The sequence below is a fragment of the Tritonibacter scottomollicae genome (assembly GCF_032924845.1).
Classification (GTDB): Bacteria; Pseudomonadota; Alphaproteobacteria; order Rhodobacterales; family Rhodobacteraceae; genus Epibacterium; species Epibacterium scottomollicae.
This window is the reverse complement of the sequence record NZ_CP136704.1, coordinates 2738714-2765652: the sequence shown is the minus strand read 5'-3', so window position 1 is coordinate 2765652 and position 26939 is coordinate 2738714. Positions and strand designations below refer to the sequence as shown.

The 26939-nt window shown below is 61.5% G+C and carries 24 protein-coding genes and 1 riboswitch; of the genes, 15 read left to right on the top strand and 9 right to left on the bottom strand.

Translation table 11 applies throughout. The features are described 5' to 3' along the window. Nucleotides 1–162: 162 nt before the first annotated feature. A complete protein-coding gene (leuD, locus tag R1T40_RS13785) occupies nucleotides 163–768 on the bottom strand; it encodes a 3-isopropylmalate dehydratase small subunit (protein WP_106161327.1) in 606 nt (201 codons plus the stop codon). Nucleotides 769–780: 12 nt separating this feature from the next. Then, nucleotides 781–2184: a 3-isopropylmalate dehydratase large subunit gene (gene leuC / locus R1T40_RS13780; RefSeq protein ID WP_106161329.1), complete on the bottom strand. Its 1404-nt coding sequence runs from the start codon at nucleotides 2182–2184 to the stop codon at nucleotides 781–783. A 286-nt stretch (nucleotides 2185–2470) separates the two neighbouring features. Here leuC and R1T40_RS13775 point away from each other — a divergent pair, with 286 nt between their 5' ends. From R1T40_RS13775 to rlmH, 3 genes are all read left to right on the top strand, one after another. Then, nucleotides 2471–3874 carry a mechanosensitive ion channel family protein gene (locus R1T40_RS13775; RefSeq protein WP_317384531.1) on the top strand — a complete coding sequence of 468 codons (1404 nt, stop codon included), beginning with the start codon at nucleotides 2471–2473 and terminating at the stop codon, nucleotides 3872–3874. A 130-nt stretch (nucleotides 3875–4004) separates the two neighbouring features. Then, the gene (gene rsfS / locus R1T40_RS13770; protein ID WP_106161333.1) at nucleotides 4005–4364 is read left to right on the top strand and encodes a ribosome silencing factor; all 360 of its coding nucleotides are present in this window, start codon (nucleotides 4005–4007) and stop codon (nucleotides 4362–4364) included. 181 nt (nucleotides 4365–4545) lie between these two features. Further along, nucleotides 4546–5016, top strand: a complete 471-nt coding sequence (gene rlmH, locus R1T40_RS13765) for a 23S rRNA (pseudouridine(1915)-N(3))-methyltransferase RlmH (RefSeq protein ID WP_317384530.1) — start codon at nucleotides 4546–4548, stop codon at nucleotides 5014–5016. 25 nt (nucleotides 5017–5041) lie between these two features. On the opposite strand, the gene R1T40_RS13760 is transcribed toward rlmH, so the two are convergent. Both R1T40_RS13760 and R1T40_RS13755 read right to left on the bottom strand, forming a co-directional pair. Then, nucleotides 5042–5401, bottom strand: a complete 360-nt coding sequence (locus tag R1T40_RS13760) for a hypothetical protein (protein WP_317384529.1) — start codon at nucleotides 5399–5401, stop codon at nucleotides 5042–5044. Nucleotides 5402–5436: 35 nt separating this feature from the next. Then, nucleotides 5437–6159, bottom strand: coding sequence for a DUF599 domain-containing protein (locus R1T40_RS13755; protein ID WP_106161339.1), 723 nt, complete (start codon nucleotides 6157–6159; stop codon nucleotides 5437–5439). A gap of 81 nt (nucleotides 6160–6240) precedes the next feature. On the opposite strand from R1T40_RS13755, the gene R1T40_RS13750 reads away from it, so the two are divergent. The 6 genes from R1T40_RS13750 to R1T40_RS13725 all read left to right on the top strand — a co-directional run bounded on the left by R1T40_RS13750 (nucleotide 6241) and on the right by R1T40_RS13725 (nucleotide 12466). After that, complete coding sequence (locus tag R1T40_RS13750; protein ID WP_317384528.1) at nucleotides 6241–7689, top strand: FAD-linked oxidase C-terminal domain-containing protein; 1449 nt, start codon at nucleotides 6241–6243, stop codon at nucleotides 7687–7689. Nucleotides 7690–7759: 70 nt separating this feature from the next. After that, nucleotides 7760–8851: a glycolate oxidase subunit GlcE gene (gene glcE / locus R1T40_RS13745; protein WP_317386982.1), complete on the top strand. Its 1092-nt coding sequence runs from the start codon at nucleotides 7760–7762 to the stop codon at nucleotides 8849–8851. A gap of 4 nt (nucleotides 8852–8855) precedes the next feature. Further along, nucleotides 8856–10175 carry a glycolate oxidase subunit GlcF gene (gene glcF / locus R1T40_RS13740; protein ID WP_317384527.1) on the top strand — a complete coding sequence of 440 codons (1320 nt, stop codon included), beginning with the start codon at nucleotides 8856–8858 and terminating at the stop codon, nucleotides 10173–10175. 101 nt (nucleotides 10176–10276) lie between these two features. Continuing rightward, nucleotides 10277–11122 (top strand): trypsin-like serine peptidase, encoded by an 846-nt coding sequence (locus R1T40_RS13735; protein ID WP_317384526.1) that lies wholly within the window; start codon nucleotides 10277–10279, stop codon nucleotides 11120–11122. A gap of 141 nt (nucleotides 11123–11263) precedes the next feature. Next, nucleotides 11264–11728 (top strand): Hsp20 family protein, encoded by a 465-nt coding sequence (locus tag R1T40_RS13730; RefSeq protein WP_106161349.1) that lies wholly within the window; start codon nucleotides 11264–11266, stop codon nucleotides 11726–11728. Nucleotides 11729–11860: 132 nt separating this feature from the next. After that, a complete protein-coding gene (locus R1T40_RS13725) occupies nucleotides 11861–12466 on the top strand; it encodes a TetR/AcrR family transcriptional regulator (RefSeq protein ID WP_317384525.1) in 606 nt (201 codons plus the stop codon). On the opposite strand, the gene R1T40_RS13720 is transcribed toward R1T40_RS13725, so the two are convergent. Together R1T40_RS13720 and R1T40_RS13715 are read right to left on the bottom strand one after the other, a co-directional pair. Next, on the bottom strand, nucleotides 12446–13339 hold the full coding sequence (locus R1T40_RS13720) for a DMT family transporter (protein ID WP_317384524.1): 894 nt from the start codon (nucleotides 13337–13339) through the stop codon (nucleotides 12446–12448). The two genes, R1T40_RS13725 and R1T40_RS13720, sit on opposite strands and share 21 nt — an antisense overlap. A gap of 90 nt (nucleotides 13340–13429) precedes the next feature. Beyond that, a riboswitch (FMN riboswitch) is annotated at nucleotides 13430–13565 on the bottom strand. Between the two features lie 201 nt (nucleotides 13566–13766). Continuing rightward, complete coding sequence (locus R1T40_RS13715) at nucleotides 13767–15938, bottom strand: esterase-like activity of phytase family protein (RefSeq protein ID WP_317384523.1); 2172 nt, start codon at nucleotides 15936–15938, stop codon at nucleotides 13767–13769. A gap of 176 nt (nucleotides 15939–16114) precedes the next feature. Here R1T40_RS13715 and R1T40_RS13710 point away from each other — a divergent pair, with 176 nt between their 5' ends. Continuing rightward, complete coding sequence (locus R1T40_RS13710) at nucleotides 16115–16546, top strand: globin (protein WP_317384522.1); 432 nt, start codon at nucleotides 16115–16117, stop codon at nucleotides 16544–16546. A 10-nt stretch (nucleotides 16547–16556) separates the two neighbouring features. Here R1T40_RS13710 and R1T40_RS13705 read toward each other — a convergent pair whose 3' ends face one another. Beyond that, nucleotides 16557–18029, bottom strand: a complete 1473-nt coding sequence (locus R1T40_RS13705) for an NAD-dependent succinate-semialdehyde dehydrogenase (RefSeq protein ID WP_317384521.1) — start codon at nucleotides 18027–18029, stop codon at nucleotides 16557–16559. A 103-nt stretch (nucleotides 18030–18132) separates the two neighbouring features. Between R1T40_RS13705 and R1T40_RS13700 the strand changes: the two genes are divergently transcribed. From R1T40_RS13700 to R1T40_RS13685, 4 genes are all read left to right on the top strand, one after another. Continuing rightward, nucleotides 18133–18918: an alpha/beta hydrolase gene (locus R1T40_RS13700; protein WP_317384520.1), complete on the top strand. Its 786-nt coding sequence runs from the start codon at nucleotides 18133–18135 to the stop codon at nucleotides 18916–18918. A gap of 190 nt (nucleotides 18919–19108) precedes the next feature. Further along, complete coding sequence (locus R1T40_RS13695; protein ID WP_317384519.1) at nucleotides 19109–20317, top strand: aminopeptidase P family protein; 1209 nt, start codon at nucleotides 19109–19111, stop codon at nucleotides 20315–20317. A 175-nt stretch (nucleotides 20318–20492) separates the two neighbouring features. Beyond that, entirely contained in the window at nucleotides 20493–21131 is a 639-nt protein-coding gene (locus R1T40_RS13690; RefSeq protein ID WP_317384518.1) for a DUF1523 family protein, read from the top strand. A 182-nt stretch (nucleotides 21132–21313) separates the two neighbouring features. Further along, nucleotides 21314–22051 (top strand): substrate-binding periplasmic protein, encoded by a 738-nt coding sequence (locus tag R1T40_RS13685; RefSeq protein ID WP_317384517.1) that lies wholly within the window; start codon nucleotides 21314–21316, stop codon nucleotides 22049–22051. A 66-nt stretch (nucleotides 22052–22117) separates the two neighbouring features. Here the strand turns inward: R1T40_RS13685 and R1T40_RS13680 are convergent, their stop codons facing one another. Further along, nucleotides 22118–23695 (bottom strand): DUF5928 domain-containing protein, encoded by a 1578-nt coding sequence (locus tag R1T40_RS13680; RefSeq protein WP_317384516.1) that lies wholly within the window; start codon nucleotides 23693–23695, stop codon nucleotides 22118–22120. Nucleotides 23696–23832: 137 nt separating this feature from the next. Here R1T40_RS13680 and R1T40_RS13675 point away from each other — a divergent pair, with 137 nt between their 5' ends. Continuing rightward, the gene (locus tag R1T40_RS13675) at nucleotides 23833–24651 is read left to right on the top strand and encodes a sulfotransferase family protein (RefSeq protein WP_106161371.1); all 819 of its coding nucleotides are present in this window, start codon (nucleotides 23833–23835) and stop codon (nucleotides 24649–24651) included. 391 nt (nucleotides 24652–25042) lie between these two features. Here R1T40_RS13675 and ilvD read toward each other — a convergent pair whose 3' ends face one another. Continuing rightward, nucleotides 25043–26887, bottom strand: a complete 1845-nt coding sequence (gene ilvD, locus R1T40_RS13670; protein WP_317384515.1) for a dihydroxy-acid dehydratase — start codon at nucleotides 26885–26887, stop codon at nucleotides 25043–25045. Nucleotides 26888–26939: the final 52 nt, after the last annotated feature.

Here is a 26939-nt window from a genome sequence, read left to right as displayed (position 1 = left end):
CGCAGGGGGCGGGAGCCTGCTCGCATGGAGCGTAAAAAATGCGCAAGGTCGCCTGTTAGGCAATTGGGCGGAAATGTGCACCGGATCTCTGCGGCGCGCTCATGAAAGTCAAAAAAGGCCGCCCGAAGGCGACCTTTGAACATGTTGATGCTGCTCCGGCAATCAGACCCAGGGACGTTCCTGCGCGGCCTTGGCCTCAAAAGACTGGATCGAATCCGCCTTTTCCAGCGTCAGGCCGATGTCGTCGAGACCGTTCAGCAGGCAATGCTTGCGGAAGGGGTCGACGTCGAACTTGATCACGTCGCCGTCGGAGGTGGTGATCTCCTGCGCTTCGAGGTCGACGGTCATGCGGGCGTTTTCGCCGCGCTCAGAGTCCGACATCAGCAGGTCGACCTGCTCCTGCGGCAGCACGATGGGCAGCATGCCGTTCTTGAAGCAGTTGTTGAAGAAGATGTCGGCAAAGGAGGTGGAGACCACCACCTTGATGCCGAAATCTGCCAGTGCCCACGGCGCGTGCTCGCGCGAGGAGCCGCAACCGAAGTTGTCGCCTGCCACCAGGATCGAGGTTTCGCGGTACTTGGGCAGGTTCAGCACGAACTCGGGGTTTTCGTTGCCCTGCCGGTCGTAGCGCATCTCGTCAAAGGCGTGCACGCCAAGGCCGGAGCGTTTGATGGTCTTCAGGAACTGCTTGGGGATGATCATATCGGTGTCGATGTTGACCAGCGGCATCGGCGCCGCAATCCCGGTGAAGGTTTCGAACTTGTTCATGTGTGTTGTCCTTCAGAGCTCGCGGATGTCGGTCAGCTTGCCGGTGACAGCAGCGGCTGCGGCCATGGCAGGGGACACCAGATGGGTGCGGCCCTTGTAGCCCTGACGGCCCTCGAAGTTGCGGTTGGAGGTGGAGGCGCAGCGTTCGCCTTCGCTCAGCTGGTCCGGGTTCATCGCCAGGCACATGGAGCAGCCTGCCAGACGCCACTCAAAGCCAGCTTCGGTAAAGATCTCGGCAAGGCCTTCTTCCTCGGCCTGGGCGCGGACGAGACCGGAGCCCGGAACCACCATGGCACGCATGCCGTCCTTGACCTTCTTGCCCTTCAGCACATCGGCCGCGGCACGGAGATCCTCGATGCGGCCATTGGTGCAGGAGCCGATGAAGACCGTGTCGATCTCGATATCGGTCAGCTTCATGCCCGGGGTCAGGCCCATGTAGTCCAGCGCGCGTTTCGCGGCCTCGACCTTGCCACCGGCAAAATCTTCGGGTGCGGGCACATTTGCGGTGATCGGCAGCGCATCCTCGGGCGAGGTGCCCCAGGTGACGGTTGGCGCGATGTCTTCGCCGCGGATGGTCAGCACCTTGTCGAAATGGGCGTCATCGTCGGAATAGAGCGTCTTCCACCAGGCGAGAGCGGCTTCCCACTGGGCGCCCTTCGGCGCGTGCGGGCGGCCCTTGACGTAGTTGAACGTGGTCTCGTCCGGGGCGATCAGACCGGCGCGTGCGCCGCCCTCGATGGCCATGTTGCAGATGGTCATCCGACCTTCCATCGACAGTTCGCGGATCGCGTCACCACAATATTCGATGACATAGCCAGTGCCGCCACCGGTGCCGGTCTCGCCGATGATGGTCAGGACAATGTCCTTGGCGGTCACGCCGGGGCTGAGGGTGCCGGTGATCTCGACCTTCATGTTCTTGGATTTCTTCTGGATCAGCGTCTGGGTGGCCAGCACGTGTTCCACCTCGGAGGTGCCGATGCCATGCGCCAGCGCGCCGAATGCGCCATGGGTCGCGGTGTGGCTGTCGCCGCAGACCACGGTCATGCCCGGAAGGGTCCAGCCCTGCTCGGGGCCGACGATATGCACGATGCCCTGACGGATGTCGCTGACCGGGTAGTAATGCACGCCGAATTCACGCGCGTTGGTGTCCAGCGCCGCGACCTGGATGCGGCTGTCTTCGGGCATCTGGTCGGGATTGTCGCGCCCGGCGGTGGTGGGGACGTTGTGGTCCGGCACCGCGATGGTCTTGTCTGGCGCGTGCACCTTGCGGCCCGCCAGGCGCAGACCCTCAAAGGCCTGCGGGCTGGTCACTTCGTGCACCAGATGGCGGTCGATATAGAGCAGGCTGGTGCCGTCCTCGGCTTCATGCGCCACATGCGCATCCCAGATCTTGTCATAGAGTGTTTTGGGGGACATGAGGTCCTCTCCCGTATGTTCGGTAAATGTGCTGGCGTAACTGGTCTGGCAACGCAGCCTTATAGGCGCGCGAGAACCGTGCGGGCGGCACCGAAGAACCGTTCGCGCAAGCGCGCGCGGTCCTGAAGGGCAATTGTCTGAGCCAATACGTGAGTCATGGTGAGTTGAATATAGACGCACCTTCCGACAATCAAGATTCGTTCGCATGCACGCGGAACGTGGCGGGGTGCTTTTCCTTGCATCAAGCCGCGCGCGCGGGACATGCTGGCCGGGAAGGAGGGTCGGAATGGACCAAGACGTACTGCCCGAGGCGATTCAAGGCACGCTGCAATATCTGATCGCGCAGGCGCAGGCATACTGGGAATTGGCAGTGACCCCGGGGTGGCGCCAGAATCAGGTGCTGATTGTTCTGGGGCTCATTGTTGCCGCGATGCTGCTGCGTGGCGTGACCCATGCCCGTTGGGAAAGCTGGGCGCGGTCACGGGAAGGCTGGCCGAAGTGGCGTTTGCGGCTTCTGGTTCAGGTTCTGCGGCGATTGTCGTTGATCTATTTCACGGTCATGTCCTGGGGTGTCTACACCGTGATGCGAGAGGTAACCTGGCCATCGCGCAGTTACCTGATCGGAGCCGCGGCGAAACTTGCGGCCGCCTGGTTGGTCATCGCCTTGGTCTCGCGTTTTATTGCCAACCCAACCTTGCGCAGGCTCGCCACCTGGCTGCTTTGGATCTACGCAACTTTGGCGGTCTTCAATCTTGTGGACGACGCGGCGCAGGTGCTCGATTCCATCGCGTTCGAGCTGGGCTCCGTGCATCTGTCTCTGCTTGTTGTGCTGAAGGCGATCGTGTTGGCGACTGTGATGCTGATGATGGCGCGCATGGGCTCTGGTTTGGCGGAGCGTGGGTTGCGCGGCAATGATGACATCTCTCCGTCGATGCAGGTTCTGGCAGGGAAGGCCGTGCAGGTCCTGCTGTACGGGGTCGCCTTTGTCATCGTGATCCGCTCCATCGGTTTTGACCTGACGGGGCTTGCGGTTCTGTCCGGTGCGGTTGGTGTCGGCATTGGGTTTGGCCTGCAGAAAGTGGTCTCCAACCTCGTGTCCGGGATCATCATCCTGATGGATCGCTCCATCAAGCCGGGCGATGTGATCTCGCTGGGGGAAACCTTCGGCTGGATCAACTCATTGGGCGCTCGTTACGTGTCGGTCGTGACCCGTGATGGCAAGGAATACCTGATTCCTAACGAGGATCTGATTACCTCGCAGGTGGTGAACTGGTCACATTCAAACCGCTTCGTGCGGCTCGATATCAATTTCGGCACCAGCTATGACGATGATCCGCATTTGGTCCGCAAGGTGGCCATTGCTGCCACAATGACCGTTGACCGGGTGCTGGCGCGCGACGGGATGAAGCCTGTGTGCCATATCGTCGGCTTCGGCGACAGCAGCGTGGACTATGTCCTGCGGTTCTGGATTACCGATCCGACAGGGGGGCTGACCAACATTCGTGGCAATGTGTTTCTGGCGCTCTGGGATGCATTCAAGGCCGAAGGCATTTCGATCCCCTTCCCGCAGCGCGAACTGCGTCTGCTCAATGATCGTTTGCCGGTGCAAATGGACGAAGCACCCCCCGAAGATATGGGCGCGACGGGCGCAGAGTCACAGTCGCGCGGCGATGCGGCGAAGCTTGATTGAAAAGCCGCTGCACAGTTGCTACATTTAAGGGGACCCCAGCGCCGGGGGTCTGTCGGCGCGCAGCAAGGAGGACAATGTCCTGGCACCCCAACCTCAGGCGGCAGTTGCCGCCCCGTCCGGAGCAGCCGTGATGGCCGCGTCCGCACCGCAATATTCCAGCGAAGATCTGCTGGAACGCATCCTTTCCTCGCTTGATGAAGACAAGGCCGAAGATGTCACGAAGATTGATCTTCGCGGCAAGACGTCGATTGGCGACTATATGATCGTGGCCTCTGGCCGATCAACGCGTCAGGTCGCCTCCATGTCGGCAAAGCTGGCAGACAAGCTGAAGCATGAATTCGGCATTGGCTGCAAGGTCGAGGGCAAGGATACAGGTGACTGGGTTCTGATCGATACCGGTGATGTGATCGTGCATATCTTCCGTCCGGAAGTGCGCGAGTTTTACCAGATCGAGAAGATGTGGCTGCCCGCAGGTGCAGTCGCCAGTTAAGACGGTCGACACCGAGGCCCGTTGCGGGTCGGGCATTGCCTGACCCCTCTCGGGCTTTTGGTTGCCGGTTTTGCCGCAACTGCCCCTGTTCGCGGGGCAGGTCGGGCAAAGCCCGGTATTCCGATAGCCTAAAGGCCCGGCATCCTGCCTTTCCAGTTTCCCAACGTCAGGACATATCTGCATGCGCGTGCACATCTGCGCGGTCGGGCGTTTGCGCGCTGGGCCGGAAAAGACGCTGATCGAAGACTACCTGCAGCGCTTTGACCGCAGCGGGCGGGCGCTGGGCCTTGGCCCTGCGCGGGTGATCGAGGTCGAGGACAAGAAGAACGCCGGCATGGGCGCCGAGGCGGACCTGCTGCGCAAGGCTCTACCCAAGGGGGCGCTGATCTGCACACTGGACGAGCGCGGCAAGGTGATTTCCTCGCCTGATTTTGCCGACCGACTGGCGGGCTGGCGCGACATGGGGCGGCAGGATCTGGCGCTGATCATTGGCGGTGCGGACGGCATCGACCCCAGTCTGCGGGCAGAGGCGGATTTTGCGCTGTCCTTCGGCAAGATGGTCTGGCCGCATATGATGGTGCGGCTGATGGTGGCCGAACAGATCTATCGCGCGGCCACCATTCTCTCCGGAAGCCCGTATCACCGGGTCTAAACCGCTGGAACCTGACCGCTTCTGTTCAAGGCAGATCGAATACCACCGCCTCCGCGGCCCAACCATCCATATTGCAACGGGCCTGGATCTGCACCTGCGTGGTGCCGTCCGGAAGGGCGACGCCGCTCAGGGCGCGGGTGAAGGGCTGCTCATCAACATGTGGATGCGCCAGGACCCGAAGACCCAGCTCGTTGCCGTCCATGTCCAGGACCCGCCAGCCATCGGCATAATGGTCCCAACCGCTGTCGGGATGCGACAGGGTGACGGAGAAGCTCCAGCTGCCACCGTTCTGGCGGGCGGTAACGTCTTCGATGACGGGGTCATCTGCGAAGGCAGCCTGCGGCACGACCAGGCACAACAGCGGGATCAGGACATATCTCAACATGCGGCAACCTTAGCCGGAGTTTCCGGTGGCTGTCGTCACAATTTGGTGGGGGCGACGGTCTTGGGCTCTGACTGCATCAGGATGCGTCGAGAGCGCGAGATGAACTCCCGCCGGTAGAGCACGCCGAGCGTGACGATGGTGGCGATTATGAGCGCCTCTGCTCCAACGAGCCAGGCCAGGGCAGCCAGCGAGAAATACGTCGCGCGCAATCCGCGATTGAAGCTGCGCGCGGCGGTAATATTGATCTCGGCAGCCTGCCGCGAGCGCGGATAGGCACGCGGGTCGCTGGCTTCGTTTGGCACTGCTGCCATCAAGACGGAGCAATAGCCAAACAGGCGGTGTGACCAGACAAAGGCGAGGAAGGCATTTGTCAGGCTCGCCAGCACCAGAATGATCTTGATCTCCCAGACAAACACCGGCGTTTGCTCCAGCGCCAGATCTTGCGCCACACCCGCGAGCTGTTCGGTGTTGCCAATCAACGCAAGCCCGGCGCCAAGAGCCAGCATCGTCGCGGAGGCAAAGAATGCGGTGGCCTGTCTCAGCGACGAAATCACCTGAGAATCAAATATCCGTGGCGAGCGGGTGACCATCTCTTTCATCCACTCTCGTCGGAAGTCCGCCATGAGAGCAGAGACAGATGGCCGCTTGGGATTGGGGTTTTCGATCCGCCAGCCAATCCAGAACCAACCGGCCGCAAAACAGGTCAGGGCTATGAAATCCCACGTTGAAAACAACTCGAGGCGGTCTAACCATATCATGCTGAGACCCTAGACCAGTCAGTTGGTCCTTGCCAGCGATCAAAAATTGGTAATATTATATTACCAAAGAGGAGAGCCCGCATGGAGATGCCATCCCCCAATGCCGCCATCCTGGCCCGCAAGGACGAGCTGTTGCGCCGGTTGCAGCGTGTGCTGCCCGCCGACGCCATCATCTCGGATGTGGCGGAAACCCGTGCGTATGAGTGTGACGCGCTGACGGCCTACAAATGCCCGCCGATGCTGGCGGTGCTGCCGCGCTCCACACAAGAGGTCGCGGAAGTCTTGCGCATCTGTCACGCGATGGGGGTGCCGGTGGTGCCGCGCGGCGCGGGCACGTCGCTGGCCGGTGGCGCGCTGCCAACGGAGGATTGCGTGATCCTCGGGGTGGCCCGGATGAACGAGGTGCTGGAGACCGACTACGACAACCGCATCATCCGGGTGCAGAGCGGCCGGACCAACCTCAGCGTCTCCGGCGCGGTGGAGGAGGAGGACTTCTTCTACGCGCCTGACCCCTCGTCGCAGCTGGCCTGTGCGATTGCCGGCAATATCGCCATGAACTCCGGCGGCGCGCATTGTCTGAAATATGGCGTCACCACCAACAACCTGCTGGGCGTCACACTGGTGATGATGGACGGCACCGTGGTGGAGATCGGCGGTGCGCATCTGGATGCGGGCGGGCTGGATCTTCTTGGCGTGATCTGCGGGAGCGAGGGACAGTTGGGTGTGGTGACCGAGGCCACCCTGCGCATCCTGCGCAAACCCGAAAGCGCGCGCCCCGTTTTGATCGCCTTTGACAGCAACGAGGTGGCGGGCGCCTGTGTCTCCGACATCATCAAGGCAGGTGTCCTGCCCGTCGCCATTGAGTTCATGGACCGCCCCTGCATTGAGGCCTGCGAGGCCTTTGCCAAGGCGGGCTATCCGATGTGCGAGGCGCTTTTGATTGTGGAGGTCGAAGGCTCCGAGGCTGAGATTACCCATCAGTTGGGATTGATCACCGAGATTGCTCGCCGCCACAATCCGGTGGAGCTGCGCGAGGCAGGTGATGCCGATGAGGCCGCGCGGATCTGGCTGGGGCGCAAATCCGCCTTTGGCGCCATGGGCCAGATCAACGATTACATGTGTCTCGACGGGACCATCCCGGTGTCCTTCCTGCCGCTGGTGCTGCGCCGGATCGAAGAGATGAGCGCAGAGTTTGGCCTCAAGGTGGCCAATGTGTTCCATGCCGGGGACGGCAATATGCATCCGCTGATCCTGTTTGACGCCAACAAGCCCGGCGATCTGGAGCTGTGCGAGGCGCTTGGGGCCGAGATCCTGAAGCTCTGCGTCGAGGTGGGCGGATGCCTGACCGGCGAACATGGCGTGGGCATCGAGAAACGCGACCTGATGCTGCATCAGTATGAGGCCGCGGACATCGAGGCGCAGCTTTGGGTCAAGGATGTGTTCGATCCCAAGTGGCTGCTGAACCCGGCCAAGGTGTTCCCGCTGTCAACGACGGCCGGGCGTCGAAGTGTTGATCTGGCCACGGAGTGAGGCGTCCCTCATCTCCGAGCTGGGGGCTTTGCCCCCAGACCCCCAAGGATATTTGGAAAAAGATGAAATGATGACACCGCAGAGCGAGGCTGAGCTGGCCGAGATCATTGGAGGCGCGACTGGGCCTCTGTGCATTCAGGGTGGCGGCACCCGGGGGATTCATGGTGATGGCGCGGTGCTGAGCACGCGCGGCTTGTCCGGGGTGACGCTCTATGAGCCGGAGGCCCTGACGCTGGTGGTGCAGGCGGGAACGCCGGTGGCGGAGGTGGAGGCGCTGTTGGCCACTGAGGGCCAGCAACTGGCGTTTGAGCCGATGGACCACCGTGCCCTGATGGGCACGTCGGGTGAGACGACGATGGGTGGTGTTTTTGCGGCCAATATCTCTGGTCCTCGGCGCATTCAGGCCGGGGCCGCGCGGGATTTCCTGTTGGGGGTGCGGTTTGTCGACGGGCAGGGCGCAGTCCTGTCCAATGGTGGTCGGGTGATGAAGAACGTCACCGGCTATGATCTGGTGAAGTTGATGGCGGGCGCGCATGGCACGCTGGGGGTGCTGACCGAGGTGTCTCTGAAGGTGCTGCCGGTGCCAGAGGTGACCGCGACGCTTGCGCTGCGCGATGTGGACCTTGCGAAAGGTATCAAGTCGCTGTCTGCGGCGCTCGGATCGCCCTTTGACGTCACAGGGGCCGCATATGACCCCGAGGTGCAGACCGCATATGTGCGGCTGCAGGGGTTTGAGGCTTCGGTTGCCTATCGCGCCGGGGAGTTGGCCCGCACGCTGGGAGGTTTGGGCGCGGTCGAAATGCTCCCCGACAGCGCGGCGCTGTGGCGGGATATTCGCGATGTCAGACCCTTTGCCGATGCGGCGGGCGATGTCTGGCGGATCTCGGTCAAACCCACCGATGCTGTGGATCTGATCCCGGCGCTGGGCGCAACCCGCACCCTGTGTGACTGGGGCGGCGGGTTGATCTGGGCGCTGATGCCTGCGGGCTGCGATGTGCGGTCCATGATGACGGTGCCGGGCCATGCCACGCTGGTGCGGGCTGGAGCGCGCGCGAGCCTGCCGCGCTTTCACCCCGAGCCTGCGCCACTGGCCGCGATCTCCTCCGGGCTCAGAGCTCAGTTCGATCCAAAAGGGATCCTCAATCCGGGGTTGATGGGATAACAAGATGCAAACCACATTTACCGAAGACCAGCTCCGCGATCCGGGCACTCAACGTGCCAATGAAATCCTGCGCTCCTGTGTGCATTGCGGGTTCTGCACCGCCACCTGTCCGACCTATCAGGTGCTGGGGGATGAGTTGGACAGTCCGCGCGGGCGCATTTACCTGATCAAGGACATGCTGGAAAACGAGCGGGTGCCGGATGAAAAGACGGTCAAGCATATCGACCGCTGCCTGTCTTGCCTGGCCTGCATGACCACCTGTCCGTCAGGTGTGCATTACATGCATCTGGTGGATCATGCGCGCGCGTATATCGACAAATACTACAAGCGACCTTTCAGTGACCGTGCGCTGCGCTGGGTGCTGGCCCGCATCCTGCCTTATCCGGGGCGCTTCCGGCTGGCCTTGCTGGGGGCGAAACTGGCGCGCCCCTTCAAGGGGCTCATGCCGGATGCCCGTCTGCGGGCGATGCTGGAGATGGCGCCAAAAGTGATCCCGCCGGTCAGTCGCAACGATGATCCGCAGAGCTTTGCCGCCGAAGGCAAACCGGTAAAGCGCGTGGCGCTGATGACGGGCTGCGCGCAAAAGGCGCTCAACACCGATATCAACGACGCCACCATCCGCCTGCTGCGCCGATTGGGCTGTGAGGTGGTGGTGGCAAAAGGTGCGGGCTGTTGCGGCGCGCTCACCCATCACATGGGGCGCGAGGACGAAAGCCACGCGACCGCGGCAAAGAACATCCACGCCTGGATGGCGGAGAAGACGGGCAAGGGGCTGGATGCGATCGTCATCAACACCTCCGGCTGCGGCACCACGGTGAAGGACTACGGTCATATGTTCCGCAACGATGCGCTGGCGGCGGACGCCGCGACCGTCTCGGATCTTGCGATGGATATCTCAGAACTTCTGATGCAGCTCGACCTGCCGGAAGGCGCGGACCAAGAGCTCACGGTCGCCTATCACGCGGCCTGTTCGCTGCAGCATGGCCAGCAGATCAAGACCCACCCAAAGACCTTGCTGAAGCGTGCCGGTTTTACGGTGGTCGAACCCGCCGACAGCCATCTGTGCTGTGGCTCCGCCGGCACCTACAACCTGCTGCAACCCGAAATCTCGGCCCAGTTGAAGGCCCGCAAGGTGCGCACGCTTGAGGCCAAATCGCCCGATCTCATTGCGGCGGGCAACATCGGCTGCATGATGCAGATCGGCTCCGGAACCTCACTGCCAATCGTGCATACGGTGGAGCTTTTGGACTGGGCGACCGGTGGCCCGAAACCGCCGGCGCTGCAGGCGGATCGCAGCGCGCCTTCGGTTCCGATCTTGCGCTGAGCTGCCGCAACCGGCATCACAAAGGGGCGCATGGAATCGCCGCCGCGCGCCCAAATTTTGCCCCAGGTGCTGGCTACTCTGCTGCATGTGGGATGTGGAGTGTGCCTGTGCTGCCTTTCAAGCAATTGATTTCAAGCGCTTTGTTCTGCGCGCTGTCCGGCCTTGCGCAAGCCGGATCAGATCTGCGCGCCGATGACAGCCGTCTCAAAAGCCTGGAGACCACAGATGCGGGCCGCGACTGGGAAGCGGTCGGACGGCTGGATCGCCTTGGCGAGGGGTTTTGCACCGGGGCGTTGATCGCGCCCGATCTGGTGCTGACGGCGGCGCATTGTCTCTATGATCGCGATACGCTGGAGCAGATCGACGCGACCTCGATCGAGTTTCTGGCCGGCTGGCGCAACGGGCGGGCCTCGGCCTATCGCTCCGTCAAACGGGCGGTGCTGCATCCTTCCTACGTTTACGATGGCACGCTTTCGGCGACGCGGGTGCGCAACGATATCGCCTTGCTGCAACTGCAGCGCCCGATCCGCAACACCACTGTGACCCCGTTCGAAACCGATGTGCGCCCCCGCAAGGGCGCGCGGGTCGGGGTGGTGTCTTACGCGCAGGACCGATCCGAAGCGCCGTCGTTGCAGGAGGTCTGCACCGTGATGGCACGTCAGGACGGCGTGCTGGTGATGTCCTGCGATGTCGATTTCGGCTCCTCCGGCGCGCCGGTGTTCTCCTTTGAGGGCGAGCGGCCGCGCATTGTTTCTGTGGTGTCGGCCAAGGCAAGGGTGGAGGGCAATCCGGTCTCGCTCGGCGCCTCGCTGGCCGATGAGCTGGCATTGCTGGAAGCCCAGCTGACTGGCACCCATGTGGGCAGCCAATTGCCGCATGGGGTCAGCCGGGTGCAGGTGGGTGAACCCCGCCGCCGTGACATGGGCGCAAAATTCATCTCAAACTGAGGGGGCAGCCTCTTGAAACTGCGGAGCCCCTTCATAAATCGGAGGGTGTCTGGGGCGCCACTGATTGGGTCCCGGCGCAGAACCGCCCGTCCCGTTTGGGAGGGCTCCATAGCAGTTATCGCTCAACGATGAGGATGAACCATGCGTACGTTTGATTTTGCTCCGCTGCACCGCGCAACCGTTGGTTTCGACCAGATTGCCGACCTGATGGACCGGGTGATGAGCTCGGATATCCAGCAGCCCAGCTACCCCCCTTACAACATCGAAAAGACTGCGGATGATGCCTATCGCATCTCCATTGCCGTGGCCGGATTCTCGGAAGAGGAACTGAACGTCGAGGTGAAGGAACACGCGCTGATCGTCTCCGCCCGCAAGGGTGAGGAGAGCGAAGCGCGCAGCTATCTTCACCGTGGCATCGCGACCCGCGCATTCGAGCGCCGCTTTACCCTCGCAGATCACGTGCGCGTCGAAGGCGCCAGCCATGCCGATGGCATGCTGCACATCGACCTGGTGCGTGAAGTGCCCGAAGCCCTGAAACCACGCCGGATCGAAATCGCCTCGGCCAATGGATCGCGGCCGAAGGAAATCGCCTCGACCGTGAACTGATCCCTCCCGGGGCGCTTGCGCCCTGTTATCTCGCCCCCGGTGCCTTTGCCGGGGGCGATTTTATTGTTGGGTTTGCGCGTCCTTACCACGCGGTAGGTTGTGCGGCGGCACGACGCCTGCCTTAATGGCGGCATGAACACATCTCCCCCTCAGACCACCCGGTTCCAGTTGATCCGCAGCGCCTGTCGCCTGTTTGCCGCGCATGGCTATGCCGGGGCGTCGATTTCGGCGATCGCGCGCGAGCTGGGCCTGAGCAAACAGGCGCTGCTGCATCATTTCGGCAGCAAGGACGCGCTTTATGCATTGGCGGTGGAGCAGACGGCGGCGGAGATGGTGCAACTCCTGTTCGACGCGATGCAGGATGACCGTCCGCCCGAGGATCAGCTGGAGGCGTTCTTTGCCGCCTTCATGGCGCAGATGCAGGCCGACCCGGCGCCGACCCGTCTGCTGATCCGCGCGATGCTGGATCACGCCGCGCTGCCAACCGCCAAGGCGGGACCATCGCTTCATACGCTGTTCGAGGGGCTGGTGGCGACGGTGCAGGCCACGCAACGCTGGCAGGACGCGGGCATGCCGCGCGCGCTGGTCGTGGTGACGCAGCTTCTGGGGGCCGCCTCCCTCATGGAGACCACCGGCACCTCGCTGGAGGTAATGTTTGGCCGCGCCGCCCATGATGGCGCGCGCGACCAGAATGCGGTGATACTGGCAGAGCTTGTCTCAGGCACCCTGCGCGGCTGAACCGGGCCTCGTCCGCACCTCATGCGACAGCAGATAGGCGCTGGCCACCAAGATCAGCGCGGTGCCGAGCCACATGTTGCCGTCCGGCAGGAAGCCAAACACAAGCGCCCCAAGGCCGACGTTGAACAGAAGTTTCAGATGGTCGAAGGGCTGCAGGAAGGCCGCATCCGCCAGCGTATAGGCCCGCACCAACGTATGCTGCGCCAGTGCCGTCAACAGCCCGGCCCCGATCACCAGCCAGAGCGTGCCCTCGGGCAGAGTAAAACCGCTGCCGGCCGCAAGCAGCGCATTGGCGGGACTCAGCAGCAGCAGCAGGTAGATCGTCACTGTCTCGGTGCTGTCGCGGTGGGTCAACTGCTTGGTCACCACCGAACTGGCAGCCCAGAGGGCCGCTGCCGCCACCGGCAGAAGTGCCGCGATCTGAAAATGATCCGACCAGGGCGACAGGATCACCATGCCGCCGATGATGCCGACAATCACCGCGCCCCAGCGCTGAAGCGAGACCTCCTCGCGCAGGACCAGCCCCGCGCCGATGGTGACAAAGAAGGGCGACAGCAGGATCAGGGCGATGGCCTGCCAGATCGGCACATGCGCGAGCCCCAGTGTCCAGAGCTGCACGCCGCCAACCGCCAGCGCCACACGCAGGACATGGGCAAGGATTTGCCGCGTGGTCAGAACAGCCAGCCGGTTGCGCCAGATCCACGGGATGTAGAACAGCAGCGCGATCAGATATTGCCAGAAGGTCACCGTGGGGGCCGATGCGCCATGCAGCATGGTGGCCGATTGCAGCCCAATGTTGACTAGCGCAAAACAGGCTCCGGCGAGGACCATCAGGCCAGCCGCCTTGAGCGGGGTGGGGAGGGTTTGAGTCATCTGCGTTTCGTCCTTTCCTCAGCACGCATGTGACCCAAGGCAGACGAACAGACCCAGACTCCCCCTGTTCACAGGCGGCGGCACGGGTCTCTCCATTCTCTTCCATCCGGACTGTGACCGTCGGCCCCGGAATTGCGCCGGGTCTGCTGACACCTTCGCCATGGGCAAAGGCCGCTCGTGGGCTGTAACCACCGGTAGGGAGTTTCACCCTGCCCTGAGAATAGGGCTTCGTACCCTTGCCAGCGCGCAAAACAAAGCCCCTTCGCGCCCGTTCTCCCGTGTTTTCCGATCGACCCTTCTTCTAACCGGCAATATCCTGGGGTGAATGGACCGCAAGGCAATAGGGGCAAGGCCCTTGATAAACACGTCTCGAAACAAAAAGAGGGGCCCGCCCGGGCCCCTCCAATGTCAGATCGTGATCGAGGTGTTATTCGACCTTGAAGGACCAGAACATGGTTTCGCCAGAGCTGTCGTCGACGCCGTCGTTGTCGGTGGAGACCCAGGCTGTGCCGTCTTCCAGGATCGCGAGACCTTCGACCTTGTCGAGCACATAACCGCCGGTGGATTTCAGATCCGGCAGCAGGTCGCGAACCTCTTCCTTGGTCACAACCGGCAGCTCACCGCCGAGCGGAGCAGGTACCATCTCGGAGAGGGCGACGCGGTAGATTTTCTTGGTGACCGCACGGTGATCGTTCTGGTTGTCGCGTTCGATGATGTAGACGTAGTCACCATGGGCGGTGATCTCGGAAAGACCCACCCAGCCGGTGTCCGGCTCGGCCTTGGGGTAGTGCACCGCGCCCCATTCCTTGGTCTCGATATTGTAGGAGACCAGTTTCACGAGGTTCTTGGGGTCGTCCTTCCATTCGCGCTGAACGGCCATCCACAGGGTGTCGCCCACCTTGGTGATGCCTTCAAAGCCAAAGCGCTTCTCGACGTTCATCAGGGCCGGCGGGATGGTGATCTCGCCCTTGTTGGTCTTGATCAGACCGTCCTTGGTGACGTGGTAGATCGCATGCGGAATGGCGCGCTCGGTGCGTCCTTCGGAGGCGACGTAGAAGCCGCCGTTGCCGTCCAGCGTGATGCCTTCCAGGTCCAGTTTCTGCGCCGCGTCACCGTTGGCGCGGTGGATGCGGATCACATCGATGATACGGGCAGGGGTCTGCGACGGGTCGATCTTGAAGATCGAGGGCTGGAAGCCATAAAAGCTGTCGTTCACCGCATAGATCATGCCGTCAGCATCCGCCACCATGCCGGAGATCGCGCCCCAGCCGGTCAGCTCGTCCATGCCTTCGGAGGTCAGATGCGGGTAGACCGCGGGCGCGTCCTGCTGTTCAAACAGCATGACATGGGCGCGGGCGCCACCGTCCTCGATCAGGTCTTTTTCATTGGCAGAGACCAACAGACCCCGCTCTGGGATGGTCACATAGCCTTCGGGACCGGTGCCGGAGGGCAGCAACTGGGTCAGGACCGGGTTGGCCGGATCGGTGACATCATAGACCCCAACAACAGACGCGCGCTCGGCGCCGACAAAGACATAGGGCGTGCCGTCAAACTCGCCAAAGGTCACCGATTCCGGCTCGACACCCTTGGCATCGGAGCGTTTGTCCGGGTAGTGGCCGATCTGGATGATCGCGTGTTCGAACTCGACGCCGGAGTCATAGACCACGGTGCCATCCTTGTTGAAGATCGTCCAACCGCGCGACCCGCCGTTGTAGTCCCCTTCGTTGGCGGTGGCAAAATGAGTGTCGTCGATCCAGGTCACCGCGTCGGGCTCGCGCAGGCGGCCTTTCTGGCTCTCGGTGAAGATCATCGCGCCGCGCTCGTCGGTGGCGTCAATCCCGTCGAGATCAACAGCCCCCGCGGAGAAGTGGTCGAGCACGTCGCCTTCCTTGGAGACGACAACCATGTGGTTGTTTTCCTGCAGGGTGATGACGGTTTCGCCAAGGCCATTGATGGAGACATATTCCGGCTCGGGATCAGACCCGGCGATCTCGGCCAGACCGGTCAGGTCGACCATCTTCATCGATGCACAGTCGAGACCGCCGTCCGTTGTGTTGACCATCACGAGGTTGCCGGCGGGCAGTTGTGGAATCACGCCGTCGTTCAGGTCTTCGTCACGCTCGTTCTCGATCGCGACTGAGAGGAAAGCGCCGTCCTTGGATTTGGCAAGCGAGTCGGGCTGGCCGCCGATGTCGCAGGCGCCGAGCTCTGCGCCGGTGGCCGTGTCAAAGGCCATCAAACGGCCGGAGGGCTGGGTGTAGCTTTCCGAGGTGTTGACGCCAACATAGGCGATGGCGCCGATGACCGCGACCGAGGTCGGCTCACCGGGTAGCGCGATGTTGCCCTTCGGGGCCGGTTTGGTCGCGTTGGAGATGTCGATCAGGCCAAGCGCGCCCAATGGGCTGTCGGTATAGACCAGCGTCATGCCATCGGCGGTGACGTCGATGATCTCGGGTGAGCTTTCGCGTGTGGTGTCTTCGCCCTCGGCCATGTTCTTGACGACGGGGAAGGAGGCAATGCGATTGAAGGATTGATCTGCCTGCGCAAAACCGGTGGTCAGCGCGAGAGCAGATGTAAGGCACACAAGGCGCATGGACATCGGCAGCTCCTGGAATTTGAATATCAGTGCCTTGGCATTGCCGACGAGTCACAAAACATTTGTGACAGATTTTTATAGATTTGGTGATCTCCCGGTAAGGAGCGCTTCACCAGTTGCGCCTAAACTATCTCCAGTATTCCGCATGAAATCCGCGTATCGGTAAGGGGGGCGCCGCGATGGGCATGGCGATTTTGCACCAGATCGACGGCCAGCTCGTAAAAGGCAGCTTTGGCACGGTTTTCGCCCGAAAAGCGGCGTTGATGGACAAGTTCTACGAGTGTCTCTTTCTGGAGATACCGGATGCACGCGCCCTGTTCACCAAGGATTTCTCGCGTCAAAAGGACATGTTCGCACAGGTGCTGGCCTCCGCTATGAAAAGCCTCGGCGACGGCAGTGATCTGGCTTCATTGGTGGACAGGGTACTGCTGCAACACAGACATCTCGGCCTGACCGCCGGTCACATGTACATGGCGCAGCGAGCCTTGTTGATGGCCTTTCGCAAGGTGCTGCGCGATGAGCTGACGGCTGCGGAACTCTCGGCCTGGAATGCGGCCCTGCGGCGCCTGTGCCAGAGTTTGGCGGCGGGGATCGAGACCCCCGCCACCTGAGCAGGCGTCCTCAGACGGCCATGCAGAGGTATTTCATCTCGAGATAATCCTCGATGCCGTGGTGGCTGCCTTCGCGGCCCAGACCGGATTGTTTCACACCACCGAAGGGCGCAACCTCGGTGGAGATGATGCCGGTGTTGATGCCGACGATGCCATATTCCAGCGCCTCGGCCACCTTGTAGACGCGGCTCAGGTCCTTGGCATAGAAGTATGACGCAAGGCCAAAAATGGTGTCATTGGCCATCTCGATCACCTCGTCCTCGCTCTCGAACTTGAACAAAGGCGCCAGAGGGCCAAAGGTCTCGTCCTGGGCAAAGGCCATCTCGCGTGTCGCGCCGGTGACGATGGTGGGCTCAAAGAAGGTGCCGCCCAGCTCGGACGGATTGCCGCCGAGGATGACCTCCGCGCCCTTGTCTTTGGCGTCGGCGATATGGTCCTCGACCTTTTTCACCGCCGCGGTGCTGATCAGCGGGCCGAACTGGGTGCCGTCGTCCAGACCGTCGCCCACCTTCATCGCCGCAACTGCCTCTTTCAGCTTGGCGGCGAAGGCGTCGTAGATGCCGGCCTGCACGTAGATCCGGTTGGCGCAAACGCAGGTCTGGCCGTTGTTGCGGAATTTGCACATGATCGCGCCTTCGACCGCTGCGTCGAGATCGGCGTCATCAAACACGATGAAAGGCGCGTTGCCGCCCAACTCCATGGAGCATTTCATCACCTGATCCGCCGCCTGCCGCAGCAGGATGCGTCCGACGTTGGTGGAGCCGGTGAAGGTCAGCTTCTTCACGATGGGGTTCTCGCAGAACTCCTTGCCGATGCCCGCCGCATCCGAGGCCGGAAGGACGCTGAACACGCCTGCGGGCAGGCCAGCGCGCTCGGCCAGAACCGCCAGTGCGGTGGCCGACAGCGGTGTTTCGGAAGCCGGGCGCGCCACGAAGGCACAGCCTGCCGCCAGCGCGGGGCCTGCCTTGCGGGTGATCATCGCATTGGGGAAGTTCCACGGCGTGATCGAGGCGGCAACGCCGATCGGTTGCTTGATCACGGTGATCCGTTTGTCCCGCTGATGGCCGGGAATGGTCTCGCCATAGATGCGCTTGGCCTCCTCGGCGAAGAACTCGATGAAGGACGCACCATAGGCGATCTCGCCGCGCGATTCCGCCAGGGGTTTGCCCATTTCGGCGGTCAGGATCACTGCCAGATCCTCCTGGTTCGCCATCATCAGGTCGAACCATTTGCGCAGCACGCCCGCGCGCTCCTTGCCGGTCCACTTGGCCCAGTCCTTCTGCGCGGTATTGGCCGCCTTGATTGCCTCGCGCGCCTGCATGCGGCTGACGTCTGCGACCTGGGCGATCACATCGCCACGCGCCGGGTTGGTCACCTCAAACGTGCCCTCGCCATCGACAAAAGCGCCGTTCACATAGGCGCGGGTTTCCAGAAGGGAGGGATCCTTCAGGAGCGATTTCAGGTCCGTCGTTGCATCGAGCATCTTATCCTCCGCAAATTCGTGTCTCGCAAATGCAAAGCACTTGCGCCTAATGTTGTCCAGTGACAGCGATAAGTCCAGAAACTTAACACATTAAGAGATTAGCATGGAACTCGACGATGCCTACGCAAACGGAGCCTATATTGAAGGGGCTTCAGATTACCCGCCGCGCTGGGCGGCTTCTGCCGAGGACTTCCGCAACAGCCTGCACGAGCGCGCCTGTCTAGACCTGCCATATGGCGATGGAACGCGGCATCGCTTTGATTTGTTCCTGCCGGAAGAGCCCCCCAAAGGCGTGTTTGTCTTTGTGCACGGGGGCTACTGGCTGAACTTCGATAAATCGAGCTGGTCACATCTCGCTGTGGGGGCGCTGGCCAAGGGGTGGGCGGTAGCGATGCCGTCTTATGACCTTTGTCCGGATGCCACGATTGCCGAGATCACGCAGCAGGTGGCGCAGGCGGTGCAGGCCATTGCGCAGGAGGTCGAGGGCCCCATCGCACTGGCCGGTCATTCCGCCGGCGGCCATCTGGTGGCGCGGATGCTCGACAGGTCGGTGCTGCCCGATGAGATCGGCGCACGCATCCGGACCGTGGTGCCGATCTCACCCCTGTCGGATCTGCGCCCCTTGCTGCGGACCTCGATGAACCAGAAATTCGGCATGACGGCCGAGGAGGCCGCAGCCGAAAGCCCGGTGGAAATGCAGGACCGTCACGCGGCCGAAGTAACGGTCTGGGTCGGCGGATCGGAGCGTCCGGCCTTTCTCGATCAGGCGATCTGGTTGGTGGAAGCCTGGGAGGCGGATCACGTCATCGCCTTTGATAAGCACCATTTCAACGTGATCGAGCCGCTGGCCGATCCCGACAGCGATCTGGTCGCGGTGATCACCGGCTAAGTCGCGCGCCGCGCGGTGTCGGAGGGCGGCTCCGCGCGGAATACCGACAAAATATGCTTGCCTCAGCGCTGATTCCGCCTCATCTTCCGGGCGGAACCTGCGATGGCGTCGCGCGTGGGAACACCCATGGGTTCCACATCCAAAACATCCTGAACGCCGGGATCTTCTTTTTTGAAAAGGAGGGTCCAGCATGACTGCTCGTCCTGAATTCTATCGCTTTCACAACGGTGAGAAGGCGCCGCTGCAATTTGCCGTGGCCGAATATGAGGCTCGCATCGCCGGGCTGCGTCGCATCATGTCTGATCTTGGGGTGGGGGCCGCGGTCTTCACCTCCATGCACAACATCTCTTACTACTCCGGCTTCACCTATTGCGCCTTTGGCCGACCCTACGGTTTGGTGGTGACAGCGGAACAGGCGGTCACCATCAGCGCTGGCATCGACGCGGGCCAGCCCTGGCGCCGTTCCTTCTGCGACAACATTACCTATACCGACTGGCAGCGCGACAACTTCTGGCGCGCGATCCTGTCGGTGACCGGTGCCGGGGCCACCATCGGCTACGAGAGCGACCATCTGACCCTGCTGCAAAAGGGCAAGCTGGAGCATTTCCTCAAGCCGTCATTCGTGGTGGATCTTTATGAGCCCACCATGGTGCAGCGGATGCACAAATCCGCCGCCGAACTGGAGCTGATCCGTGCCGGCGCGGCGGTGGCGGATGTCGGCGGCTATGCCATCCGTGATGCGGTCAAGGCGGGCGCGCGCGAGATCGACGTGGCCATGGCGGGCCGGGACGCGATGGAACTGGACATCGCCACGCGCTTTCCGGATGCGGAATACCGCGACAGCTGGGTCTGGTTCCAGTCCGGCCTCAACACCGATGGCGCCCATAACCCGGTCACCGCCCGCAGGCTGCAGCGCGGCGATATCCTGTCGCTCAACACATTTCCGATGATCTCGGGCTACTACACCGCGCTGGAGCGGACGATGTTTGTCGAGGAGGTCGATGCCGAGAGCCTGAAGATATGGCAGGCCAACGTCGCCGCGCATGAATATGGTATGTCGCTGCTGCAACCGGGGGCCAGCTGCGCCGAGATCACCAACAAGATCAACGACTTCTTTGAGGAGCGCGACCTTCTGCAATATCGCACCTTCGGCTATGGTCACTCGTTTGGCGTGCTGTCGCACTATTATGGGCGCGAGGCTGGGCTGGAACTGCGCGAGGATATCGACACGGTGCTGGAGCCGGGCATGGTGATCTCTATGGAGCCGATGCTGACCCTCGCCGAGGGTCAGCCGGGTGCCGGAGGTTACCGCGAGCATGACATTCTGATCGTCACTGAGGATGGCAACGAGAACATCACAAAGTACCCCTACGGGCCGGAGTTCAACGTGGTTGGCTGACGTCGCGGCTCCTGAAACAGCTTGACCGGCACGCGCGGGACCTGCATCCAACGCGTGCCGGTGCTTGGAGCTGTGACGCTCCTCGGGTCGCGTTGGAATTTTGGCCTAGGTCATTGTTTTTGGGCGCAAGACGTCCGACATTGTGCTCAGGTGTACGGAGTGTGAAGGGGGCGACATGGCCTATGTGAAGTGGATTTTCTTTCTGACCTTCTGGCTTTTTGTCGGTGGTTTCCTGCACTACACCCTGCCGCAAAATGACGTGGTGCGCATCGTCAACACCTATGAGGAGCGCAAGGAGCTCGGCGATTGGACCCGCATGTTCTGGTCGACGCCCGATACGCAGAGCGCCGGCCTGTCAAACCGGGATGTGCAGTTCATTCAGGCGGTGCGCCCGAATGGTCGCGCGATCGTCTATCGGAATGAGGATACCGGGTGGAGCTGGCCGCCCTATTTTAAATTCGATACGGCCAATCTCTACACCGAGGCAAACGACGCGATCTCAACCAAGGATAAACCCGAGTGGGTGCGTATCATGCACTACGGGTGGCGCAGTGAGCTTTTGTCTTCCTTTCCCAATGCAGTTTCCATCTCGCCAGCGACAGGGCCTGATGACAAGCCAGTCAATTGGATCTCCATCATCATACTGGTGCTGCTGGCGGCGATTTTCTGGGCTATTCTTGTGCGCCTGCGCAGGTTCAAACGGAACCGTCTCGATCCCCTTTTCGACAACGTCGAGGACGGGTTCTACGCGGCCGGAGATGCCATTGACGACCGCACGCGTGGCGTGCGTCGCTGGTTCCGGCGTAAACCCTGACACGGCGACGACAGCGCACCCAAAACGCGAATGTTGCAGTACGATTTGCTCAAAATTATTGAAGGTCCAACCGAATTTTATTGAGGACTTATCGGCTGGAAACCTGCGTGACATAAACCTCTGGTAAGGGCAGGGGGCTACACTCCGTCGGTGTGAAACGCACCTAATTTCGGAGAGAAACCATGAAGACGCTGCTGGCCACTCTTGGCCTCGTAACTCTGTCCTGGACACCTATGGCTCAGGCGGCGGAACCGCTTGTGGTCGGTGTGGAAGACACCGAATATCTGCCGCACTACAATTGGGATGGAGAGACTTATTCCGGCTTTGGCGCGGATATTCTGAACCGATTTGCCGCGGATGAGGGGTACGAACTGACCTTCCGCGCACTGCCAGTTTCGCGCCTGATGCAGGCGGTGATAAACGGTGATGTGGACCTGAAATACCCTGACAATGCCTATTGGTCGGCTGACCTTAAGGAGGGCACCGACTTGGTTTACTCCGAGCCTGTGGTCGAAGCGATCGACGGTGTGATGGTCGAACCCGCAAACAAGGGAGCTGGGGTCGAGCAGATCAAACGCTTGGGTATCGTTTTGGGGTTCACCGCCTTTGCTTGGTTGGATCGGATCGAAAGCGGTAGCGTTGCTCTGACGAAAAATTCCAGCCTCACCGGAATGGTGCGTCAGGCGCTCGCGGGTCGTATTGATGGTGCCTATGCCAATCTTGACGTCGTGCGTCACGTGCTTGTGGAGCTGGGGCACGAACCCGATGCTCTCGTCTTTGACGAAAGCCTGCCGCATTCCGTGTCGAACTATCACCTCTCCACAAGCACGCATTCAGATGTCGTCGCTGCCTTTGATGCTTGGATGGATGCCAACCCCGAGGTTATCGCGGAGCTGAAGGCGAAACACGGGCTGAACTGAGGCCTGCCACTCTGCGGCGGCGTGATGCTGCACGGGAGCGTTGGCGAGGCACTACGTGCCTCTGCCTCAGTCCGCGAACAGGTGCGGCGTGCGTGCGACTTCCAGCGCGGTCTCATAAGGCACGTCGAGGAAATGCGCTACTGCGGTGGCGTTTTCACTCTCAGACGCGCGCTCCATGACGGCCCAATGTCGCGCGAACCCTGCATCGCGGATCTGATCGATTTCGCTGGCGATGTCATTGCGTATTGTCGGTAGCAGCCGCTCCAACATCGCCTTTGGGGCGTGCTGTCCAGCGAGGCCGACCCGATGGGCGTGGCCGATCAGATAGTCATCGGAAAAACTGCAGTCTATTCTGAGTAGCCGCGCATGAGACCGGTCTGAAAAGAAGTCATGCATGAGATCCAACGCTGATGGATCCATGCAGATGATCAGGCGATCCGTCTCATAGTAGTCAAAGAGCATCCGCGTGAGCGCCCGGCGATGGCGCGTGCGCTTCTCCAGCGTGCGTTGTATCCCGCCCAAATCCGGCAACGGCGTGGTCTCTTCGTGAAACAGATACTCGATCGCCGGTGTATTGGTCAGTTTGCGGATCTGGTCCAGCATGCGCTTGGCCACATGCCATTTTTTGCAGGTCAGGATCAGCAGCTCTCGCTCGCGGCCCAGGCTGCTTTCGGTTTCCCAGAAACGGGGCGCAAACCGTTGTCCGGTGCGGCCCCGTGCCGACAGGAACTTGTAGAGGTTCGCGCCTTCGTTTGAGATCTGAAATTCCACATCACGGGCCGCATACAGCCGTCCCAAGCGGGTTTTCAACTCCTGCGCATCTGAACTGATCTTGCGGGCGAACAAAAAATCCTGACGCAGCAGAAGGTCGTAGTGGTCGTTGTGAAAGTTCACGGGCATGCCGTAGTCGCTGAACATCAGAAATGTCAGGGTGCGGCATTCGATTTCATCTTCGGGGATCAAGTGACGTACGAGTGTCTGAAAAAAAGTCTCGTCCGGGATCCAAGTTGAGGCGAAGAAGCGCGTCACGTCACGTCGCTTGCGCACCATTTTCAGGATCGCTTCGACGGTGCGGCGGCGCAGGCACCACCATTGGCTGCCAATCTGGACCTCGATGTCGGCAGGCACGTCTCGGGTCAGCCCGAGCTTTTGCTGCAGTTCATAGGCAAGGTAGAACAGGCGCGGCTGGCTGCGCTCGTTGAAATAGTGTCGATAGATCAACCGGTCATCTTTCATGCCGGTTTTGATCCAGTCGCTTTCGAAAAAATCAAAGCTCTCAACGAAATCCTTGTCATTGCGGTCAAGAAAGTCACGCGCATATTCGGCGGTCTTGATCGCCATGCAGTCGCCAGAGAGCATGTAGAAATGGGTGGCGCGCGGGAACGTCTCGACCGCGGCCTGCAGGGTGTTCAGTGTGGCGCGCACCAGCGACCATTCCCCCCAGCCGCATTTGACCCTGCGTCGGGCAAAGGTGACGTTGGGGTTGTCCGCCAGCGCGGTTTGGATGGCGCTATAGTCCTGCGTTCGGGCGCGCGCGTCGAAATGAATTGCCATGTAGTCGCCGGTCGCAGTGAGACGCTCGGCCTGCTCGATGATCGCAGCCGGGTCTTTGTGGCAGAGCAGAATATAGGCGATTTTTGCCATCTTCGGGATGCAATACCCTGTTTTATAGGATTGTTTCCTTGATAAAGAGGAAACTGGCGTGAATAAACCAGATTGTTTTGCAATTGCGGCCAGAGCGGGCATTCTGGCCCCGAATGAAGAGCGAAGGACAGCGAAAGATGGGATTTCCCGGCACCTGGATGACGGAGAGCGAAAGCGTGGTCTATCGCGTGGTGCCCAAATGCGCCTGCTCTACCATTGGCCAGATCATGTTCTATTCCGATCACGGGCGCTTTTTTGACGGCGATATCCACGATTCCACCGCCGGGCTGCACAAATGGGCGCAGGAGGACAGCAAGCCGCTGATCGAGGCCAATGTGACATCGCACGGCGCTTATGCCTTCACTTGCGTGCGTAACCCCTACACTCGAATACTCAGTTCGTTTTTCGACAAGATCTGCGGCATTCAGCGCAACGGACGGCGCTACCGTGGCAACCTGGTGCCCAAGCTGATGTATGAATATGGCATCGAGGTCGGCGGCGAGGATGGCAAGCAGGAGTTTGACCAGATCAAGAGCTTCCGTCGGTTTCTGCTATTTGCCCGCGACACCATCCGCTGGAGGCGCCCGATGGATCCGGACATTCACTGGTCGGCGGCTTCGGGGCATGTGTCGACCTTCATCGTGAACGGCGGGCGCTACGACAAGGTGGTCTGGACCGAGAAATTCAACGACGGCATGCAGGAGGTGCTGGATGCCATCGAGACACCGCATCAGGTGGATCTGGCCTCGATCCCGCGCTTCAACGAGAGCGAAGGCCATGGCCCAAAGCGCGCGCATCCGGTCGAGGACTATTTCGACGATCTGTCGATGCATCTGGTCTACGAGATCTACAAACGCGATTTCGAATTGTTCAAATATGATGTCGAGAACCCGGGCAACAAGCTGCCCATCGGCGAGATTGATCTCGACGAGATCCACGCCAAGCTTGGCGACTGACGGAACTATGAGATCAGGGCGCAGGGGAGGCTCCCGCCCGGCTTGCGATCATTGGAAATGATCTGACCCGGTTGGGCCGGGCGCCGGGCTGGCGCCCGGCGCGGTGCTTGAGGCATCTGTTGCGGTGCCAGTGTAAAAGCCTGCGTTTGGGGCAGGTGGGAAGAGCGGGATCTGCTGAGAAGCGGTTCAGGGGCGGGTCTGCCCTGAACGCGCCTTGTCCAGTTTCGTGAAAGCTGGGCGCGTCAAGGGTGAACCGCGCCTGCGCGCGGCGGCAGGACCGCCCTTGACCCGGGTCGCTGCTGTTGCGGCTCCCAAGGTATCGATGGCAAGACGTCGGACACAAAAAAGGCCCCTGCGACATGACAGGGGCCTTTGATCTTTTGGGTCGGGGTTATTCGTCCTCGGGCACCTGACGCACCGCGCCCTTGGCCGCCGAAGTGGCGAGCATGGCATAGGCCTTCAAGGCGGTGGAGACCTTGCGCTTGCGTTTGACGACCGGCTTCCAGCCCTTCTCGTCCATCGCGGCGCGGCGGGCGGCCAGGGTCGCCTCATCCACTGCCAGGTTGATCGTGCGGTTGGGGATGTCGATCTCGATGGTGTCGCCCTGTTCCACCAGGCCGATGGTGCCGCCCTCGGCAGCCTCGGGCGAGACATGGCCAATCGACAGACCGGATGTGCCGCCCGAGAAACGGCCATCGGTCAGGAGCGCGCAGTCTTTGCCAAGACCTTTGGATTTCAGGTAGGAGGTCGGGTAGAGCATTTCCTGCATGCCGGGGCCGCCACGCGGGCCTTCGTAGCGGATCACCACCACGTCGCCGGCGTTGACCTTGCCGGTCAGGATGTCATTCACCGCCTGATCCTGGCTTTCGCAGACGTAGGCTTTGCCGGTGAACTTCAGGATCGAGGCATCCACACCGGCCGTTTTCACGATGCAACCATCGAGCGCGATATTGCCGAACAGGACCGCAAGGCCGCCGTCCTGGCTGAAGGCGTGTTCCTTGGCGCGGATCACGCCGCCGGCGCGGTCGGTGTCCAGCTCCTTGAACCGGTTCTCGGTCGAGAAGGCCTGGGTGGTGCGCACGCCCCCGGGGGCGGCCTTGAACAGGGAGACCGCGTCGGGGTTGTCGGCGACGGTGATGTCCCATTTGGCGATCGCCTCGCCCATCGAGGCCGTGTGGACCGTCGGCACATCGGTGTGCAGCAGGTCTGCGCGGGACAGCTCGCCCAGAATGGAGAAGATGCCGCCGGCGCGGTGCACGTCTTCCATGTGGACGTTCTCGGTATTGGGCGCGACCTTGCACAGGCAGGGCACCCTGCGGCTGAGCCGGTCGATGTCCTGCATGGTGAAATCGATCTTGCCCTCATGGGCGATCGCCAGCAGGTGCAGCACCGTGTTGGTGGAGCCACCCATGGCGATGTCGAGGCTCATGGCGTTTTCAAACGCTTCGAAGGTGGCGACTTCGCGCGGCAGCAGGCCTTTTTCCTCGCCCTCGTAATGGCGCTTGGTGATCTCGACGATCTTGCGCCCGGCCTCAAGGAACAGGTGCTTGCGGTCCGCGTGGGTTGCCAGGGTGGAGCCATTGCCCGGCAGCGCCAGACCCAGCGCCTCAGCCAGGCAGTTCATCGAGTTGGCGGTGAACATGCCCGAACACGACCCGCAGGTGGGGCAGGCGTTTTCCTCGATGTGCAACACTTCCTCGTCGGTCAGCTTGTCGCTGGCGGCGGCCACCATCGCATCGACCAGATCGACCTTTTTGGCATCAAGGGATTCGATGTCGATCTTGCCCGCTTCCATCGGTCCGCCGGAGACGAAGATCACGGGGATGTTGAGCCGCATTGCGGCCATCATCATGCCGGGAGTGATCTTGTCGCAGTTGGAGATGCAGACCATCGCGTCGGCGCAATGGGCGTTGACCATATATTCGACGCTGTCGGCAATCACCTCGCGCGAGGGCAGGGAGTAGAGCATGCCGTCATGGCCCATGGCGATGCCGTCATCCACCGCGATGGTGTTGAATTCCTTGGCCACACCGCCAGCGTTTTCCACCTCGCGGGCCACCATTTGGCCCAGATCCTTGAGGTGGACGTGGCCGGGCACAAATTGGGTGAAGGAGTTGACGATGGCGATGATCGGCTTGCCGAAATCGCTTTCGGTCATGCCTGTGGCGCGCCACAGGCCGCGGGCGCCGGCCATGTTGCGACCGTGGGTGGAGGTTCTGGATCGGTACATCGGCATTATGCTGGTTCCCTATATTTTTGCCCACAGGGACACTATTCGCGCAGTAAAG